Genomic DNA, 18,240 nt, shown 5'->3' with positions numbered 1-18,240 from the left:
AGATGCTGGCCGTACCAGCAGCCGTATTCGCCCTTTGGGCAATGAGCGCAACCGCTGCAACCAACGACGACATCGCCAAGCGCCTCGAGCCGGTCGGCCAGGTGTGCGTCCAGGGCCAGGAATGCAAGGGCATGGAAGTGGCCGCCACTGCCGGCGGCGGCGGTGCCAAGACCCCGGACGAGATCATCGCCAAGCACTGCAACGCCTGCCATGGCACCGGCCTGCTGAACGCGCCGAAGATCGGCGACACCGCGGCGTGGAAAGAACGCGCCGATCACCAGGGCGGCCTCGATGGCATCCTGGCCAAGGCCATCACCGGCATCAACGCCATGCCACCGAAGGGCACCTGCGCCGATTGCTCGGATGAAGACCTGAAGGGTGCGATCAAGAAGATGTCCGGGCTGTAAGCCATAGATGGAATACACAAGGCCCGCCTATCCTGGCGGGCTTTGTTTTTGCACCTGGAGTCCTATAGGCCGATACCTGGTATTTTTACCAGTACTCTGTTTCAGGTGTGGTCATGATAATAATGCACCCAGCCGTGGCAGAGGGTGCATCATGATGGTCGACAAAAGAGTTAGTACATTATTGGCCGTGGCTCAGCAGCGTTCGACGCTGACTAGAGTCAACCCCTGCTGTTCGCTGCAGAGCGTTGCCTATTCACCTTACGGCTACCATCCTGAGCTGACGATTAGCCTCGGTTTTAATGGGGAGCGATTAGAACCGATAACCGGGCATTATCTTTTGGGTAATGGCTATCGTGCATTTAATCCAGTACTGATGCGCTTCAGTAGCCCAGACTCCCTGAGCCCATTTGCGCGGGGTGGTTTGAATGCGTATGCATACTGCCTGGGGGATCCAGTAAACCATCGCGACCCAAGTGGTCACACCATAAAGCGTTACTTTGTTAGCGCTTTCGAAAGACTTTTGCGGAATGCACCGGATGTAATGGAAGCTTCTCTTACAGGTCAGAATTCGTTGCCGCTGAAGTTGATTTCTCTACATGGAAGCGATAAGGCAAATGAGCACTCGTTGAGAAATGGGGTGTCGTTGGCGTTTTCGGAAAGGCAAGCCAATGGGGCTGGTTTTTATACCACGCCAGACACTGAAAAAGCCACGGACTATGCTAGAAATTCCACTGACGGAGGGTATGTCTACGGAGTGTTTACAAAGCAGCCTGAAATTTTTGTGGCTGGAGTGCATTATGTACAATACCCTTCAGGTGTATTGTTACTCCTCGAGCCTTCATTTGAGTTTCTTGTCGTGCGAAAGGGAACTGCAGGGACAATGCATTACAACGCTACGTATGTAGAGTTTGCAAAATATTCAGGTATCAAGTTTTCAAAAGATCTGAGCCATCCATTGAGTAACTACGCCGGTCCCTGGGAAGCTTGGTATATAATTGAGCACTCGGCCGGGATGAGGTTGGAGCCCGCAACCAACCCGCATGGACCACTGTCCAACCCCTGAACCCACGGACGACTCAGGAGGCCGAGATGTACCTCTGCTCCATTGATCAGGCTGTCGAGCAGACCCTGTCACGCCTTCCTGCCCACATCCACATGGGCCTTCCTTTGGGCCTGGGCAAGCCCAATGCCTTCGTCAATGCCCTGTATGCCCGGGTGAAGGCACTACCGGAGCGGCGGTTGACCATCTACACGGCCCTGTCGTTAGGCCGTCCATCTCTGGGCGATGGCTTGCAACGGCGCTTTATCGAACCCTTCATCGAGCGTGTTTTCGCCGATTACGAGGAACTCACCTACCTGGCCGACCTGCGTGCCAACCGACTCCCGCCTAACATCCGTGTCGAGCAGTTCTTCATGCAGCCCGGCAGTCTGCTGCACAGCGAGGCGGCGCAGCAGGACTACGTCAGCAGCAACTACAGCCACGCTGCCCGCGACATCAACGCCAAGGGCCTGAACCTGGTTGCGCAACTGGTGGCGGCCACGCCCGAGCGGCCCGACCACCTGAGCCTGGCCTGCAATCCCGACATCACCCTTGACCTGCTGCCGATGGTCGCCCGGCGCCGAGCCGCCGGCGAGACCATCCTGGTACTCGGCCAGGTCCACGACGAACTGCCCTACATGCCTGGGGACTCGGAGCTGGGCCTGGAGCAGTTCGACCTGCTGATCGACCAGCCCGAACAACGTCGGCTGTTCTCCACGCCGAACATGCCGGTGAACACCCAGGACCACTGCATCGGCCTGCATGCCAGCGCCCTGGTGCGTGACGGCGGCACCCTGCAGATCGGCATCGGTGCCATGGGTGATGCGATCACGGCGGCACTGCTGGCGCGCCAGGGCGACAACGAGGGCTATCGTGCGCTGCTCGATGAGCTGGATATCGGCCCATGGCAGGCGCTGATCGAGCGGGAAGGGGGTCTGGATACCTTCGCCCAGGGGCTGTACGGCTGCAGCGAGATGTTCGTCAATGGCCTGCTGGCACTGGCCGACGCCGGGGTGGTGCGCCGCCCTGCCGACGAGCAGGGGGTGCTGATCCATGGCGGGTTCTTCCTCGGGCCACGGGCGTTCTACCAGCGCCTGCGCGAGATGCCGTTGGAGCAGCGCGCACGGTTCGCCATGAGCGCCATCAGCTTTATCAACGAGCTCTATGGCCAGGAGGAGCGCAAGCGTCGCCAGCGGCGGGATGCGCGCTTCATCAACACAGTATTCGGCATGACCCTGCTGGGTGCGGGGGTTGCCGACCAGCTCGAGGATGGCCGGGTACTCAGCGGCGTGGGCGGGCAATACAACTTCGTCGCCCAGGGACATGCGCTGGAAGGCGGTCGCTCGATCCTGTTGCTGCGCAGCTGGCGCGAGGCCGGTGGCGAGGTCACCTCCAACCTCTACTGGACCTACGGCCACTGCACCATTCCCCGGCACCTGCGGGACATCGTGATCACCGAGTACGGCATCGCCGACTTGCGTGGGCAGACCGACAGCGAGGTGATCGCACGGTTGCTGGCGATCAGTGACTCACGTTTTCAGCGCGAGCTGATGGAGCAGGCCAAGGCGGCGGGCAAGCTGGCCAAGGACTTCGAGCTGGATGCGCGGTTCATGGACAACACGCCTGAGCGGCTCGAGGCTATTCGGGCACGGCATGCGCGGTTGTTCCCGGAGTATCCGCTGGGGACTGATTTCACGGCAGAGGAGCGGGATCTGTTGCGGGCGCTGAACTGGTTGAAGAGCAAGTTCAAGCTGAGCGAGGTTTTGGAGTTGGGCAAGGCGGCATTGGATGCGCCGGGGCCCGAGGGGTATGGGGCAGCGTTGGCGAGGATGGGGCTGGGTGAGCCACAGGGGTTGAAGGAGGAGTTGTATCAGCGGTTGCTGTTGGCGGCGCTTCAGGCCACGCGGCAATGACGGGCATTCCTGGCCCCCTGTAGGAGCGGCCTTGTGCCGCGAAAGGGCCGCAAAGCGGCCCCGGCGATCTGTGCATGAACGCTGAAATGCTGGGGCCGCTGCGCGCCCCTTTCGCGGCACAAGGCCGCTCCTACAGGGTACGCGCAAGGCTTTACTCGATGAAGGTGACCACGCCGCCTTCCAGTGACTTGACCCGGGCCAGCGATTCGACGCGGTAACCCTGGCTGTCCAGCTCGGCACGGCCGCCCTGGAACGACTTCTCGATGACGATGCCCAGGCCGGCCACGGTGGCGCCGGCCTGCTTGATGATCGAGATCAGCGCCTGGGACGCCTTGCCGTTGGCCAGGAAGTCGTCGATCACCAGCACGCGGTCGCTGCTGTTGAGATGGCGCGGCGAGATGGCCACGGTGTTCTCGGTCTGCTTGGTGAAGGAGTACACCGAGGCAGTCAGCAGGTTCTCGGTCAGGGTCAGCGACTGGTGCTTGCGGGCGAAGATCACCGGCACGCCGAGCTTCAGGCCGGTCATTACCGCCGGGGCGATGCCGGAGGCTTCGATGGTGACGATCTTGGTCACGCCCGAATCGGCGAACAGGCGGGCGAACTCGTCACCGATCAGCTGCATCAGCGCCGGGTCGATCTGGTGGTTGAGAAACGCGTCGACTTTGAGAACCTGGTCGGAAAGCACGATGCCTTCTTCGCGAATCTTCTGCTGCAGTGCTTCCACTGTTTTTTCCTCGATGTAGATAGTGGCCTGTATGGCCGATTTGTAAGCCCAACTTCGGCGCCAGCCTTCGTCACACTGCGTTGCTGCTCCTCGCCGTAGCTGGGCTACGACTCGTCGCGGCGCCTTGTGTGCCGAACCCTGGCACTCGAATTTGAGCTCACAAATCGGCCATACAAGCCACCGTGGCCGCAAATAGCGGCAAAGTTTAAGAGTAATGGTTGATCAGCGTTTGAGCATCGCCCGGATATCGGCCAGGGCGTTGTTGCCGCGCGCGGCTTTCACTTCCACGGGCGCATCGTCCAGGCCTTCCCAGGCCAGGTCGTCCGGCGGCAGTTCGTCGAGGAACCGGCTCGGGGTGCAGTCGATGATCTCGCCGTACTGTTTGCGCTTGGCGGCGAAGGTGAAGGCCAGGGTCTGGCGTGCGCGGGTGATGCCCACGTAGGCCAGGCGGCGTTCCTCTTCGATGGTGTCGGCCTCGATGCTCGAGCGGTGGGGGAGGATCTCCTCCTCCATGCCCATGATGAACACGTAGGGGAACTCCAGGCCCTTGGAGGCGTGCAGGGTCATCATCTGCACGCCTTCGGCGTTCTCTTCCTCTTCCTGCTGGCGCTCGAGCATGTCGCGCAGCACCAGCTTGCCGATGGCGTCCTCGATGGTCATGTCACCCTCTTCATCCTTCTCGAGGGTATTCTTCAGCGCTTCGACCAGGAACCAGACGTTGCTGATGCGGAACTCCGCGGCCTTGTCGCTGGCGGTCTGCTGGCGAATCCAGTTCTCGTAGTCGATGTCGCGGATCATCTCGTGCAACGCGGCGATCGGATCTTCCAGGGCGACCTTGTGGCGCACCCCGTCGAGCCAGTGCTTGAAGCGCTGCAGGCGCTCGGTGTAGCGGGCATCCAGGTGCTCGCCCAGGCCCAGCTCCTCGCTGGCGGCGTACATCGAGATGCCGCGCTCGGTGGAATAGTTGCCGAGCTTTTCCAGGGTGGTCGAGCCGATCTCGCGGCGCGGCACGTTGATCACCCGCAGGTAGGCGTTGTCGTCGTCCGGGTTGACCAACAGGCGCAGGTAGGCCATCAGGTCCTTGACCTCCTGTCGGCCGAAGAAGCTGTTGCCGCCGGAGAGGCGGTACGGCACCTGGTGGTGCTGCAGCTTCAGTTCGATCAGCTTGGCCTGGTAGTTGCCCCGGTAGAGGATGGCGAAGTCGCTGTACGGGCGGTTGGTGCGCAGGTGCAGGGTGAGGATTTCCATGGCCACGCGTTCGGCCTCGGCTTCCTCGTTCTTGCAGCGGATCACGCGGATCTCGTCGCCGACGCCCATCTCGCTCCACAGCTCCTTCTCGAAGGCGTGGGGGTTGTTGGCGATCAGCACGTTGGCGCAGCGCAGGATGCGGCTGGTGGAGCGGTAGTTCTGCTCGAGCATGACGATCTTCAGGGAGGGGTAGTCCTCCTTGAGCAGCATCAGGTTTTCCGGGCGGGCACCGCGCCAGGCGTAGATCGACTGGTCGTCGTCGCCGACCACGGTGAACTGGTTGCGCATGCCGATCAGCATCTTCACCAGCAGGTACTGGCTGGCGTTGGTGTCCTGGTATTCGTCCACCAGCAGGTAGCGTACGCGGTTCTGCCAGCGTTCGAGCACGTCGGGGTGTTCCTGGAACAGCTTGACCGGCTGCAGGATCAGGTCATCGAAGTCCACCGCGTTGAACGCCTTGAGCGTGCGCTGGTAGTGGGTGTAGACGATGGCCGCGGTCTGCTCGCGCGGGTTGCGCGCCTTTTCCAGGGCCTCGGGCGGCAGGATCAGGTCGTTCTTCCAGGCACCGATCATGTTCTTGATCTCGTCGATGCCGTCGTCGCCGGAGTATTCCTTCTGCATGATGTCCGACAGCAACGCCTTGATGTCGGATTCATCGAAGATCGAGAAGCCCGGCTTGTAGCCCAGGCGCTCGTGCTCCTTGCGGATGATGTTCAGGCCCAGGTTGTGGAAGGTGCACACCGTCAGGCCCCGGCCTTCCCCCGGGCGCAGCAGGGTGCCGACCCGCTCCTTCATCTCGCGCGCGGCCTTGTTGGTGAAGGTCATCGCCACGATGTACTGGGCACGGATGCCGCAGTTCTGGATCAGGTGGGCAATCTTGCGCGTGATCACGCTGGTCTTGCCGGAGCCTGCACCGGCGAGCACCAAAAGAGGGCCGCCGACGTAGTCTCGGGCTTCCTGTTGCCGGGGATTGAGTCGGGACATGCTAGAAACCGGGGGTAACCAGAAAATAGCCGCGCATTCTAGCAGGCATGGGGCCGTTAATGCGCGACCGTCTGACGTTGTGATGCAGGGCGCGAATCGGATTTGCCGCATCTGCTACTTTCGCGCAGGATGCACGTCAGATTGCGTCGGGATGGCGGCCAGGGAAGGGCAACGACTAAAAGTGAAAATCATTTCCAATTAATCGGGTAGGATTGCCCGCGCTCGCCGTTCCACCGCCCATGTCTAAGGAGCCCGCTTGTCCACGCCTGTCGAACCCCTGCGTTTGCTGCTGTTGGCTGATGAGCCGGAGTGGACCGTGCATCTGCGCGAGTGCCTGCAGCCGATGGGCGGTAGCGTCGTGCTGCTGACCGCGCCCAACTGGGCAGCGGTTGACAGCTTGTTCGCCAATGACCGCCAGGCCGTGGTGCTGGCCACGCCCGAGCTGCAGCCAGCGCCGGGGCGTTGCGAGCTGCCGACCATCCTGCTGCTGGAGCAGGAGCCGGCCAGCGCGCCGCTGGGCGTCAGCGACTGGCTGGTGCTGGCGCAGCTGACCACCGACACCCTGCGTCGCTCGCTGCGTCATGTGCGCGAGCGCGGCGTGCTGGTGGCCACCCTGCAGCGCCTGGCCGAACAGGATCCGCTGACCGGTATCGCCAACCGCCAGGGCTTCCAGGCCCTGCTGACCGCGCGCCTGGCGGAGAACGAAGGCCGCGGCCTGGCGCTCGGCCACCTCGACCTGGACAACTTCCGCCACGTCAACGACGCCCTCGGCCACCAGGGTGGCGACCGGCTGATCCTGCAGGTGGTCGGTCGGTTGAAACACCAGTTGGAAGCGAGCGACCAGCTGGCACGCCTGGGCAGCGACGAGTTTGCCCTGTTGATCGACACCCGGCGCGACCCCAATCGCGCCGAGTGGATGGCCGAGCGCATCACCGAAGCGCTCACCGAGCCCTACTGGATCGACGGCGAGAGCCTGCTGCTCGGTTGCAGCCTGGGGATCGCCCATGCCCGCGCCCAGGCCGGCGCCGACCCGCTGATGTGGCACGCGCACATCGCCATGCGCCAGGCCAAGAGCAGCCAGGGCTGCACCTTCCATGTGTTCAACGAGCGCATCAACCGCAACGCCCGCAGCCTGGCTGACCTTGAGAGCGAGCTGCGCCGCGCCCTGCGCCGCGACGAGCTGGAGCTGCACTATCAACCGCGGCTCAACCTCGCCGACGGCCGCATCGTCGGGCTGGAGGCGCTGGTGCGCTGGAATCATCCCGAGCGCGGCCTGCTCGCGCCGAGCGAATTCGTGCCGTTGGCCGAGCAGAGCGGGTTGATCGTGCCGCTGGGCTACTGGGTGATCTCCCGGGCGCTGAGCGACATGCAGGCCCTGCGCGAGCGCGGCCTGGCGCCGCTGCACATGGCGGTGAACCTGAGCTTTCGCCAGTTCCAGGACAGCCAGTTGCTGGCCACCCTGAGCCGGCTGATCGTCGAGCACGGCGTCGATGCCCGCTGGCTGGAGTTCGAGCTGACCGAGACTGCCGTGATGCGGCGCAACGAGCTGGTGCGCCAGACCATGGACGCCTTGGGGCGCCTGGGGGTGCGTTTCTCGCTGGATGACTTCGGGACCGGCTTCTCGTCGTTCGTGCACCTGAACAGCCTGCCGATCACCCTGCTCAAGGTCGATCGCAGTTTCGTCGGCGGCATGGAGCAGCGCGAGGAGAACGCCAAGCTGGTGCACGCGATGATCAACCTGGCGCACAACCTCAACCTGGAGGTGGTGGCCGAAGGGGTGGAGAGCGAGGAGCAGCTGGCGCTGCTGCGGGCATTCGGTTGCGACCAGGTGCAGGGGTTCCTGGTGAGCCGGCCGTTGCCGGTGGAGGCGTTGATCGAGTACCTGTTGCAGGTGCCGAGTCCGGGTCTGGTGCAGACCTTGTAGATCTCATGCAGCCCTTTCGCGGCACAAGGCCGCTCCTACAGGGGATCGCGGTCTTCTGTAGGAGCGGCCTTGTGCCGCGAAAAGGGGCGCAAAGCGCCCCCGGCAATTTCAAGCCGTGAAGATGATCAACCGACCAGCATCCGCCCGGTTTCTTCCAGGTTCTCATGCCAGCTCAAGGCTTCGCGCAGGATATGCGGGGTATGCCCGCCACGCTGGCAGGCGCGCTCGAAGTAATCGTTGAGCGCGGCGCGGTAGTCCGGGTGCACGCAATTGTCGATGATCACCCGGGCACGCTCGCGCGGTGCCAGGCCACGCAGGTCGGCCAGGCCCACCTCGGTCACCAGGATGTCCACGTCGTGCTCGGTGTGGTCGACGTGGCTGACCATCGGCACCACGCTGGAGATCGCGCCGCCCTTGGCGATCGACTTGGTGACGAAGATCGCCAGGTGCGCGTTGCGGGCGAAGTCGCCCGAGCCACCGATGCCGTTCATCATCTTGGTGCCGCAGACGTGGGTGGAGTTGACGTTGCCGTAGATGTCGAACTCCAGCGCCGTGTTGATGCCGATGATCCCCAGGCGACGCACTACTTCAGGGTGGTTGGAGATCTCCTGCGGACGCAGCACCAGCTTGTCCTTGTAGCGCTCCAGGTTGCCGAACACGTCGGCGTTGCGGCGGCTCGACAGGGTGATCGAGCTGCCCGAGGCGAAGCTCAGCTTGCCGGCGTCGATCAGGTCGAAGGTCGAGTCCTGCAGCACTTCGGAGTACATGGTCAGGTTTTCGAACGGCGACTCGATCAGGCCGCACATCACCGCGTTGGCGATGCTGCCGATGCCGGCCTGCAGCGGGCCGAGGTTGTTGCTCATGCGCCCGGCGTCCACCTCGCCCTTGAGGAAGGCGATCAGGTGGTCGGCAATGCCCTGGGTCTCGTGGTCAGGCGGCAGCACGGTGGACGGCGAGTCCGGCTGGTCGCTGATGACGATGCCGACGATCTTGGCCGGGTCGATCGGGATCGCGGTGCTGCCGATGCGGTCGTCGACCTTCACCAGCGGGATCGGCGTGCGGGTCGGGCGGTAGGTCGGGATGTAGATGTCGTGCAGGCCTTCGAGGTTGGCATGGTGCGACAGGTTGATCTCGACGATGACCTGCTTGGCGAAGATCGCGAAGCTGGCCGAGTTGCCGACCGAGGTGGTCGGCACGATGTGGCCCTGTTCGGTGATCGCTACCGCTTCGATGACCGCGATGTCCGGCAGGGTGAGCTGTTTATTGCGCAGTTGCTCGACGGTTTCCGACAGGTGCTGGTCGATGAACATCACCTTGCCGTCGTTGATGGCCTTGCGCAGGGTGCTGTCGACCTGGAACGGCATGCGCCGGGCCAGCACGCCGGCCTCGGTCAGTTGCTTGTCCAGGTCGTTGCCCAGGCTGGCGCCGGTCATCAGGCTGATCTTCAGCGGCGACTGTTTTGCACGTTCGGCCAGTGCGTGGGGCACGGCCTTGGCTTCGCCGGCGCGGGTGAAGCCGCTCATGCCGACGGTCATGCCGTCCTGGATCAGGCCAGCGGCGTCAGCCGCACTCATAACCTTGCTGTGCAGGGAGGACAAGCGGATACGATCACGGTACATGGATTGTTATCTCAGGCTACTGAAGCTACTGGAAGCGCAGTCTAGAGATTTCACCCGGAACCGTCCCGCGACCATGGTCGTAGGCGAAGGCCGGAAGTAGAGCCGTTGATCTGGATCAGGCAAATACGACAAACCCCGGGAGTGACTTCCCGGGGTTTGTTCGACAGCAGCGGTTTCGTGGGAGCGGGCTTGCCCCGCGATGGCCATGCTGCAGTTCAAGCCTTCATCGCGGGGCAAGCCCGCTCCCACAAAGCATCGCTGCGGCGATTACTCCACCGCCTTGACCATGTCCTCGATGACTTTCTTGGCGTCACCGAACACCATCATGGTCTTGTCCAGGTAGAACAGTTCGTTGTCCAGGCCCGCGTAGCCGCTGGCCATGGAGCGCTTGTTGACAATGATGGTCTTGGCCTTGAAGGCCTCGAGGATCGGCATGCCGGCGATCGGCGACTTCGGATCGTTCTTCGCCGCCGGGTTGACCACGTCGTTGGCGCCCAGCACCAGCACCACGTCGGCCTGGCCGAACTCGGCGTTGATGTCCTCCATCTCGAACACCTGGTCGTACGGCACCTCGGCCTCGGCCAGCAGCACGTTCATGTGCCCGGGCATGCGCCCCGCCACCGGGTGGATCGCGTACTTCACGGTCACCCCGTTGTGGGTCAGCTTCTCGGTCAGTTCCTTGAGCGCGTGCTGGGCGCGGGCCACCGCCAGGCCATAGCCGGGGACGATGATCACGCTGTCGGCGTTGCTCAGCAGGAAGGTGGCGTCGTCGGCCGAGCCGGACTTCACCGGGCGCTGCTCCTTCGAACCCTGCGCCGCGCCGACATCGGTATCGCCGCCGAAGCCGCCGAGGATGACGTTGAAGAACGAACGGTTCATCGCCTTGCACATGATGTACGAGAGGATCGCACCGCTGGAGCCCACCAGGGAACCTGCGATGATCAGCATCGAGTTGTTCAGCGAGAAGCCGATACCCGCCGCCGCCCAGCCCGAGTAGCTGTTGAGCATCGACACCACCACCGGCATGTCGGCCCCGCCGATCGGGATGATGATCAGCACGCCCATGACGAAGGCCAGGGCCAGCATGAGGGTAAAGGCGCTGTAGTGGCCGGTGAAGGTGAACAGCAGCCCCAGGGCGATGGTCGCCAGGCCCAGGATCAGGTTCAGCTTGTGCTGGCCGGCGAACTGTACCGGTGCGCCCTGGAACAGGCGGAACTTGTACTTGCCCGACAGCTTGCCGAAGGCGATCACCGAGCCCGAGAAGGTGACGGCACCGATGGCCGCGCCAAGGAACAGCTCCAGGCGATTGCCGGTGGGGATCGGGTCGCTGATGGCGGCGACGATACCCAGCGATTGCGGCTCGAGCACGGCAGCGATGGCGATGAACACCGCGGCCAGGCCGATCATGCTGTGCATGAAGGCGACCAGCTCGGGCATCTTGGTCATCTCGACGCGCTTGGCCATGATCGAGCCGGCGCTGCCGCCGACCAGCAGGCCGACGATGACGTAGCCGATGCCGGCGGTCGCAAGCTCTGCGCCAAGCTTGTAGATCAGGCCGACCGTGGTGAGGATGGCGATACCCATGCCGATCATGCCGAACAGGTTGCCGCGGCGTGAGGTAGTCGGATGCGAGAGTCCCTTGAGCGCCTGGATGAAGCAGACCGAGGCGACCAGGTACAGAAGCGTTACCAGATTCATGCTCATGCTTACTTCTGCCCCTCGCTCTTGGTTTTCTTCTTGAACATTTCCAGCATGCGGCGGGTGACCAGGAAGCCACCGAACACGTTGACCGCAGCCAGCGCCACGGCCAGGGTGCCCATGACCTTGCCGGCCGGGGTGACGGTCAGCGCGGCGGCCAGCATGGCGCCGACGATGACGATCGCGGAAATGGCGTTGGTGAGCGCCATCAGCGGCGTGTGCAGGGCCGGGGTGACGTTCCACACCACGTGGTAGCCCACGTAGATGGCCAGCACGAAGATGATCAGGTTGTAGATGCCGTGGGAAATCAGCATGTCTTCCATTGTCGTGCTCCTCAGCCGTTCTTGCGCACGACTTGGCCGTCGCGGCACATCAGGCACGCGGCGACGATGTCGTCTTCGAGGTTGATGACCAGGTTGCCGTCCTTGTCGAACAGCAGCTTCATGAAGTCCAGCAGGTTGCGCGCGTACAGCGCCGAGGCATCGGCGCCGACCTGGGCCGGCAGGTTGGTCGGGCCGACGAGGGTCACGCCGTTGTGCATGACGACCTGATCGGCCACGGTCAGCGGGCAGTTGCCGCCCTGGGCCGCGGCGAGGTCGATGACCACCGAGCCGGGCTTCATCTGCGCCACGGTCTCGGCGCTGAGCAGGGTCGGCGCCTTGCGCCCGGGAATCAGCGCAGTGGTGATGACGATATCGGCCTGCTTGGCGCGCTCGTGCACGGCCTGGGCCTGACGCTGCATCCAGCTGGCCGGCATCGGCCGGGCATAGCCGCCGACGCCTTCGGCGCACTCGCGTTCTTCATCGGTCTCGTAGGGCACGTCGATGAACTTGGCCCCCAGCGATTCGATCTGCTCCTTCACCGCCGGACGCACGTCCGACGCTTCGATCACCGCACCCAGGCGTTTGGCCGTGGCGATGGCCTGCAGGCCGGCGACGCCGGCGCCGAGGATCAGCACGCGGGCGGCTTTCACCGTACCTGCGGCGGTCATCAGCATGGGCATGAAGCGAGGGTAGTGGTGAGCCGCCAGCAGCACGGCCTTGTAGCCGGCGATGTTGGCCTGGGACGACAGCACGTCGAGGCTCTGGGCCCGCGAGGTGCGTGGCGCGGCTTCCAGGGCGAAGGCGGTGATGCCGCGTTCGGCCATCTTGCCGATCAGTTCGTTGTTGAAGGGGTTGAGCATGCCCGCCAACAGGCTGGTGCTGTTGATCAGCGCCAGTTCCTGATCATCGGGCGCGACCACCTTGAGTACCAGCTGCGCGCCGAAGGCGTCGGTGGCTTCACCCAGGGTGGCGCCCACGGCTTCATAGGCACTGTCGGGAATGCTGGCTTTGAGCCCTGCCCCCCGTTGCACGGTGACCTGATGGCCCTGGCCTACCAGTTTCTTGATGGTTTCCGGGGTCGCGGCGACCCTTGTCTCACCCGTCTGCGTCTCGAGAGGAACACCAATGTGCACGACTATGTCTCCTGCGGTGACCTTTATTGTCTTTATGGAAACCAGCGCACTTCGGGTGGTGCGGCTGGGCGGCCGTAGAGCACGACTCCGCCTGGTTCGAGGCGGGAGAGGCATTTTGCAGACGAACCCAGGGGCCTTCAACAGGTTCTGAAGCGAAACGAACTCAAAACTACAAGTCACCCTGTGACCGTATGTCGCAACGATTCCGATCGAGCCCGTCAAGTACGCGCTATTCGCAGCTTAGGGGAAAAAACGAAAAAATTTCGGCCGTTTTCGTTCGCGGCGTTGTGAATGTCGCAAAATAAGCCGCAAACCCGCGCAGTCACTAGGGTTGCTACGGTTTTTCCGGTAAACGGAACAGATTACGAATTTGCGACAAATCCATATATCTGTAGGTGTTCAAAATAATTGACTACGGAGTCAGGTTGTCGCTTTATGGCCTCAGCTGGTGGCGGTGTACTGCTGTGCCTGCGCCACCAGCCAGTCGCGAAACGCCCGCAGCGAAGCGGACTCCACCTTTCGCTCAGGGATCATCAGATGGTAGGCCTTGTCGCTGGACAGGGCATGCCTGTTAGCGACCAGCAATCGACCTTCCTGCAACTCGCGCTGGATCAGGAACGGCGGAATCAGCGCGATGCCCATGTCGTGCATGGCGGCCTGGGCCAGCATGGAGAACAGTTCGTAGCGCGGGCCAGTCATGTCGCGCTCGACGCTCATGCCCAGGCCGTCGAACCATTGCCGCCAGGCATAGGGGCGCGTGGTCTGCTGCAGCAGGGGCAATTCGGCGATGCGCCGGGCGTCGAGGCTGGCTTGTCCGTCCAGCAACGCGGGGCTGCACACCGGCACGGGGTTCTCGCCCATCAGTCGGTGGGACTGGGTTCCGGACCAGTCGGCGTCGCCGAAATAGATGGCGGCGTCGAAGGGCGTGTCGGCGAACAGGAAGGGGCGGGTGCGGTTGGTCAGGTTGACCGTGACCTCGGGGTGGCGCTGCTGGAAGTCCTTCAGGCGCGGCAGCAGCCATTGCGTGCCGAAGGTCGGTACCACCGCCAGTTCGATCACGTTGGCGCCCTGCTGGCGCATCACCGAAAGCGTGTCGCGCTCCACCGCATCCAGCTGCGCAGCCACCTGGCGGCTGTAGGACAGCCCGGCTTCGGTCAGTTTCACGCCCCGGCGCGAGCGGCGGAACAGTTCGACATTGAGGAAGGCCTCAAGGCCACCGATCTGCCGACAGACGGCGCCCTGGGTCAGGGCCAGTTCCTGGGCGGCCTTGGTGAAGCTCTCGTGACGCGCGGCCGCCTCGAAGCAGACCAGGGCGGTGGTGCTGGGGATCTTGCGGCGCATGTACGTCAACCTCACTTGTAGGGCGTTGAACAGGGCATTTCGATGATTACGAAGTGAGAAAATATCACTAAACCGTGCGCAATCCTCGTTTGTCCCGCAGGCCGATCAGGCCTAGGATCAATCCAGCACAACAATTCGTTCCCATCTTTCGAGGAATCCGCACATGGCTGGCAAGGCAAGCTTCAACTGGATCGACCCGCTGCTGCTGGATCAGCAGCTCACTGAAGAAGAGCGCATGGTTCGCGACAGCGCCTATCAGTTCGCCCAGGACAAGCTGGCACCCCGTGTGCTGGAGGCGTTCCGCCACGAGCAGACAGACCCGGCGATCTTCCGCGAGATGGGTGAAGTCGGCCTGCTTGGCGCGACCATCCCCGAGCAGTACGGCGGTAGCGGCCTGAACTACGTGTGCTACGGCCTGATCGCCCGCGAGGTGGAACGCATCGACTCCGGTTACCGCTCGATGATGAGCGTGCAGTCGTCGCTGGTGATGGTGCCGATCAACGAGTTTGGTACCGAGGCGCAGAAGCAGAAGTACCTGCCGAAGCTGGCCAGCGGCGAGTGGATCGGCTGCTTCGGCCTGACCGAGCCCAACCATGGTTCCGATCCGGGCTCGATGATTACCCGCGCCCGCAAGGTCGACGGCGGCTATCGCCTGACCGGCAGCAAGATGTGGATCACCAATAGCCCGATCGCCGATGTGTTCGTGGTCTGGGCCAAGGATGATGCCGGCGATATTCGCGGCTTCGTGCTGGAGAAAGGCTGGGACGGCCTCAGCGCCCCGGCCATCCATGGCAAGGTGGGCCTGCGCGCCTCGATCACCGGCGAGATCGTCATGGACAACGTGTTCGTGCCGGAAGAGAACATCTTCCCGGACGTGCGTGGCCTCAAAGGTCCGTTCACCTGCCTGAACTCGGCCCGCTATGGCATCTCCTGGGGCGCCCTGGGCGCCGCCGAGGCCTGCTGGCACACTGCGCGCCAGTACACCCTGGACCGCCAGCAGTTCGGCCGCCCGCTGGCTGCCAACCAGCTGATCCAGAAGAAGCTGGCCGACATGCAGACCGAGATCACCCTGGCCCTGCAAGGCTGCCTGCGCCTGGGGCGGATGAAGGACGAAGGCACCGCGGCGGTGGAAATTACCTCGATCATGAAGCGCAACTCCTGCGGCAAGGCCCTGGACATCGCCCGTCTGGCCCGCGACATGCTGGGCGGCAATGGCATCTCCGACGAGTTCGGCGTGGCCCGCCACCTGGTCAACCTCGAGGTGGTCAACACCTACGAAGGGACCCATGACGTGCACGCGCTGATCCTTGGGCGTGCGCAGACCGGCATCCAGGCGTTCTATTAATAGAGGAGCCAGGCCATGGGCGCGCTTTCCCATCTGCGGGTGCTGGATCTTTCCCGGGTGCTGGCCGGCCCTTGGTCTGGCCAGATCCTGGCCGACCTTGGCGCCGATGTGATCAAGGTCGAGCGTCCGGGGGCGGGTGACGACACCCGTTCCTGGGGGCCGCCTTTCCTGCGCGACGCCCAGGGCGAGAACACCAGCGAGGCGGCCTACTACCTGTCGGCCAACCGCAACAAGCGCTCGGTGACCATAGACTTCACCCAGCCGGAAGGCCAGCGCCTGGTGCGCGAGCTGGCGGCGAAGTCGGATATCGTCATCGAGAACTTCAAGGTAGGCGGACTGGCGGCCTATGGGCTGGACTATCAGAGCCTGAAGGCGGTCAATCCCAAGCTCATCTACTGCTCGATCACCGGCTTCGGCCAGACCGGGCCGTATGCCAAGCGTGCCGGCTACGACTTCATGATCCAGGGGCTGGGTGGGCTGATGAGCCTGACCGGTCGCCCGGAGGGGGAGGAGGGTGCCGGGCCGATGAAGGTTGGTGTGGCGCTGACCGACATCCTCACCGGGCTGTATTCCACCGTGGCGATCCTGGCGGCCCTGGCGCATCGTGACCAGGCTGGTATTGGCCAGCACATCGACATGGCGTTGCTGGATGTACAGGTGGCCTGCCTGGCCAACCAGGCCATGAACTACCTCACAACCGGTACCGCGCCTCGCCGGTTGGGCAATGCGCACCCGAACATTGTGCCGTACCAGGATTTCCCGACGGCTGATGGCAACTTCATTCTTACCGTGGGCAATGACGGGCAGTTCCGCAAGTTCGCGGAAGTGGCCGGGCAGGCGCACTGGGCGGATGACCCACGCTTTGCCACCAATAAACAGCGGGTGGCCAATCGCGCCGAGCTGATTCCGCTGATTCGCCAGGCCACGGTGTTCAAGACCACGGCCGAGTGGGTGAGTGAGCTTGAGAAGGCGGGCGTGCCGTGTGGGCCGATCAACGACCTGGCGCAGATGTTCCAGGATCCGCAGGTGCTGGCCCGTGGGCTGGCAGTGAATGTTCCTCATCCGTTGGCGGGCAGCGTGCCGCAGGTGGCCAGCCCGATCCGGTTGTCGGAGACGCCGGTGGAGTATCGGCAGGCGCCGCCGTTGCTGGGGGAGCATACCGAGGTGGTGCTGGGGGAGGTGCTGGGGTTGGATGGAGAGGCGGTGCAGCGGCTTCGGGGGGCTGGGGTGTTGTGATGCTTTCTATATAGATATAGGAAGAAGCGGGGAGGCCGAGAGGTCGCCCCGCTTTGCTTTTTGGAGTTGCTTATATAGGTGTCGGGGCTGGCAGGTGCGTGTCTTGGGATTGGGTAGTGTGTGCGAGGTGTTCGCCTTGGGGTTGCGTTGTGTCTCAGAGGTGTTCGCCGAAGATTCTCTGGCGCCTATGAGATCGAGCGCCGCCCGCGCGGCGCATCGCGGCACAAGGCCGCTCCTACATCTGTTTCGGGCCAATTGTTCCTGGGAGTGAGGCGGCGCCTGCCTTGGTGCACGCCGAAACCGCGTCGTGCCAACAAGGCTGGCAACCATGGCCTGACAGGTTCGGCACGTTGCAACAAATAATGAAATGGCTACCCCCGCCCCACCCTGTGTCAGCCCTCTAAGCTTTCACAGGGTGCCTATCGGAGTGCAACGCCATGAACACTGTCGCCATCATCGCCATCGACCTGGGAAAGTTGAGCTTCCATGTACACGCTCAGGATGATCGGGGTCATGAGCTCTATCACCGCAGGTTCAACCGTGAGTCACTCATCCGCCACCTTGCCAATCTTGCGCCCTGTACGGTGGCGATGGAGGCCTGTGGTGGCTCTCATTTCATGGCGCGAGAGGTGACGAGACAGGGTCATACGCCCAAACTTATTCCCGCACAGTTCGTTCGCCCCTACGTGAAAAGCAACAAGAATGACTTTGCCGATGCTGCCGCTATCGGTGAGGCGGCAACCCGCGATCAGATGCGCTTCGTGCCTCCCAAAACCGAGGCCCAGCAGGCGCTGGCGATGCTCAATTCACTGCGCGACAGCTTCATCAGAGACCGTACTGCCACCATGAACCGCATCCACGCTTATTTGCTCGAGGTGGGGGTCAGTTTGGCACCCACCTTCAAGGCGGTCCGGGAGCTCCCCATTCTGCTGGACGACAGTACCTTCTCACCGTTGATCAAGAAGCTGTTGCTGGACCTACATGCCCACTTCCGCTATCTCGATGATCGGATCAAGGCTCTAGACAAGGAAGTGCATAGCCAGGCCGTTAGCGATGATCTTGCTTCCCGTTTGATGTCGATACCTTGTATTGGCCCGATCACCGCTACCGCCCTGGCTGCGGAATTGGGTGATGGTAAGCAGTTCCGCTGTGGGCGAAATTATTCAGCCTCCATAGGCCTGGTTCCCAGGCAGCACACGACAGGCGGCAAACCTTGCCTGGGGCGAATCAGCAAGCGGGGCGACGGCAATCAGCGACGACTGCTGATCCAGTGCGCGAGGGTCTATCTGATTGGGCTGGAGCGCAA

Annotated in this window: 14 protein-coding genes (1 of these 14 cut by a window edge); 7 read left to right on the top strand and 7 right to left on the bottom strand. The window is 63.0% G+C overall.

What is annotated here, in order from left to right:
- The first annotated feature begins 2 nt into the window (after positions 1–2).
- The 3 genes from PRtIB026_RS02300 (at position 3) to PRtIB026_RS02290 (ending at position 3,359) form a co-directional block, all read left to right on the top strand.
- Positions 3–407: a c-type cytochrome gene (locus PRtIB026_RS02300; protein WP_036985953.1), complete on the top strand. Its 405-nt coding sequence runs from the start codon at positions 3–5 to the stop codon at positions 405–407.
- Between the two features lie 151 nt (positions 408–558).
- Positions 559–1,470 (top strand): RHS repeat-associated core domain-containing protein, encoded by a 912-nt coding sequence (locus tag PRtIB026_RS02295; protein ID WP_203649433.1) that lies wholly within the window; start codon positions 559–561, stop codon positions 1,468–1,470.
- 26 nt (positions 1,471–1,496) lie between these two features.
- Positions 1,497–3,359, top strand: a complete 1,863-nt coding sequence (locus PRtIB026_RS02290) for an acetyl-CoA hydrolase/transferase C-terminal domain-containing protein (protein WP_203649435.1) — start codon at positions 1,497–1,499, stop codon at positions 3,357–3,359.
- A 151-nt stretch (positions 3,360–3,510) separates the two neighbouring features.
- On the opposite strand, the gene PRtIB026_RS02285 is transcribed toward PRtIB026_RS02290, so the two are convergent.
- Together PRtIB026_RS02285 and rep are read right to left on the bottom strand one after the other, a co-directional pair.
- On the bottom strand, positions 3,511–4,083 hold the full coding sequence (locus PRtIB026_RS02285) for a xanthine phosphoribosyltransferase (protein WP_011536381.1): 573 nt from the start codon (positions 4,081–4,083) through the stop codon (positions 3,511–3,513).
- 222 nt (positions 4,084–4,305) lie between these two features.
- On the bottom strand, positions 4,306–6,315 hold the full coding sequence (gene rep / locus PRtIB026_RS02280; RefSeq protein WP_050707509.1) for a DNA helicase Rep: 2,010 nt from the start codon (positions 6,313–6,315) through the stop codon (positions 4,306–4,308).
- Between the two features lie 256 nt (positions 6,316–6,571).
- Between rep and PRtIB026_RS02275 the strand changes: the two genes are divergently transcribed.
- Positions 6,572–8,239: a putative bifunctional diguanylate cyclase/phosphodiesterase gene (locus PRtIB026_RS02275; protein WP_203649437.1), complete on the top strand. Its 1,668-nt coding sequence runs from the start codon at positions 6,572–6,574 to the stop codon at positions 8,237–8,239.
- Positions 8,240–8,364: 125 nt separating this feature from the next.
- Here the strand turns inward: PRtIB026_RS02275 and PRtIB026_RS02270 are convergent, their stop codons facing one another.
- The 5 genes from PRtIB026_RS02270 to PRtIB026_RS02250 form a co-directional block, all read right to left on the bottom strand.
- Positions 8,365–9,858 (bottom strand): acetyl-CoA hydrolase/transferase family protein, encoded by a 1,494-nt coding sequence (locus tag PRtIB026_RS02270; protein WP_050707507.1) that lies wholly within the window; start codon positions 9,856–9,858, stop codon positions 8,365–8,367.
- Positions 9,859–10,125: 267 nt separating this feature from the next.
- Positions 10,126–11,562: an NAD(P)(+) transhydrogenase (Re/Si-specific) subunit beta gene (locus PRtIB026_RS02265; protein WP_203649439.1), complete on the bottom strand. Its 1,437-nt coding sequence runs from the start codon at positions 11,560–11,562 to the stop codon at positions 10,126–10,128.
- A 2-nt stretch (positions 11,563–11,564) separates the two neighbouring features.
- The gene (locus tag PRtIB026_RS02260) at positions 11,565–11,879 is read right to left on the bottom strand and encodes an NAD(P) transhydrogenase subunit alpha (RefSeq protein ID WP_203649441.1); all 315 of its coding nucleotides are present in this window, start codon (positions 11,877–11,879) and stop codon (positions 11,565–11,567) included.
- A gap of 11 nt (positions 11,880–11,890) precedes the next feature.
- Positions 11,891–13,012, bottom strand: coding sequence for a Re/Si-specific NAD(P)(+) transhydrogenase subunit alpha (locus PRtIB026_RS02255; RefSeq protein WP_203649449.1), 1,122 nt, complete (start codon positions 13,010–13,012; stop codon positions 11,891–11,893).
- Positions 13,013–13,453: 441 nt separating this feature from the next.
- Complete coding sequence (locus PRtIB026_RS02250) at positions 13,454–14,353, bottom strand: LysR family transcriptional regulator (RefSeq protein ID WP_203649451.1); 900 nt, start codon at positions 14,351–14,353, stop codon at positions 13,454–13,456.
- A gap of 163 nt (positions 14,354–14,516) precedes the next feature.
- Between PRtIB026_RS02250 and PRtIB026_RS02245 the strand changes: the two genes are divergently transcribed.
- The 3 genes from PRtIB026_RS02245 to PRtIB026_RS02235 all read left to right on the top strand — a co-directional run.
- Positions 14,517–15,698 carry an acyl-CoA dehydrogenase gene (locus PRtIB026_RS02245; RefSeq protein WP_028689912.1) on the top strand — a complete coding sequence of 394 codons (1,182 nt, stop codon included), beginning with the start codon at positions 14,517–14,519 and terminating at the stop codon, positions 15,696–15,698.
- A gap of 15 nt (positions 15,699–15,713) precedes the next feature.
- Positions 15,714–16,934: a CaiB/BaiF CoA transferase family protein gene (locus PRtIB026_RS02240; RefSeq protein ID WP_203649453.1), complete on the top strand. Its 1,221-nt coding sequence runs from the start codon at positions 15,714–15,716 to the stop codon at positions 16,932–16,934.
- Positions 16,935–17,371: 437 nt separating this feature from the next.
- Positions 17,372–18,240: the 5' portion of an IS110 family transposase gene (locus PRtIB026_RS02235; RefSeq protein ID WP_203646634.1), read on the top strand. It continues 157 nt past the right edge of the window; the window shows 869 of its 1,026 coding nt (coding positions 1–869); it begins with the start codon at positions 17,372–17,374; its stop codon lies beyond the right edge, outside the window.

The organism is Pseudomonas sp. RtIB026 (assembly GCF_016861355.2).
GTDB classification, from domain to species: domain Bacteria; phylum Pseudomonadota; class Gammaproteobacteria; order Pseudomonadales; family Pseudomonadaceae; genus Aquipseudomonas; species Aquipseudomonas peradeniyensis.
This window is presented reverse-complemented; position numbering and strand designations above follow the sequence as displayed.

Bases quoted from the DNA above. Each gene is read 5' to 3' on its own strand.
- PRtIB026_RS02300 (WP_036985953.1), top strand. From the start codon at position 3: ATGCTGGCCGTACCAGCAGCCGTATTCGCCCTTTGGGCAATGAGCGCA.
- PRtIB026_RS02295 (WP_203649433.1), top strand. From the start codon at position 559: ATGATGGTCGACAAAAGAGTTAGTACATTATTGGCCGTGGCTCAGCAG.
- PRtIB026_RS02290 (WP_203649435.1), top strand. From the start codon at position 1,497: ATGTACCTCTGCTCCATTGATCAGGCTGTCGAGCAGACCCTGTCACGC.
- rep (WP_050707509.1), bottom strand. From the start codon at position 6,315: ATGTCCCGACTCAATCCCCGGCAACAGGAAGCCCGAGACTACGTCGGC.
- PRtIB026_RS02270 (WP_050707507.1), bottom strand. From the start codon at position 9,858: ATGTACCGTGATCGTATCCGCTTGTCCTCCCTGCACAGCAAGGTTATG.
- PRtIB026_RS02265 (WP_203649439.1), bottom strand. From the start codon at position 11,562: ATGAGCATGAATCTGGTAACGCTTCTGTACCTGGTCGCCTCGGTCTGC.
- PRtIB026_RS02260 (WP_203649441.1), bottom strand. From the start codon at position 11,879: ATGGAAGACATGCTGATTTCCCACGGCATCTACAACCTGATCATCTTC.
- PRtIB026_RS02250 (WP_203649451.1), bottom strand. From the start codon at position 14,353: ATGCGCCGCAAGATCCCCAGCACCACCGCCCTGGTCTGCTTCGAGGCG.
- PRtIB026_RS02245 (WP_028689912.1), top strand. From the start codon at position 14,517: ATGGCTGGCAAGGCAAGCTTCAACTGGATCGACCCGCTGCTGCTGGAT.
- PRtIB026_RS02240 (WP_203649453.1), top strand. From the start codon at position 15,714: ATGGGCGCGCTTTCCCATCTGCGGGTGCTGGATCTTTCCCGGGTGCTG.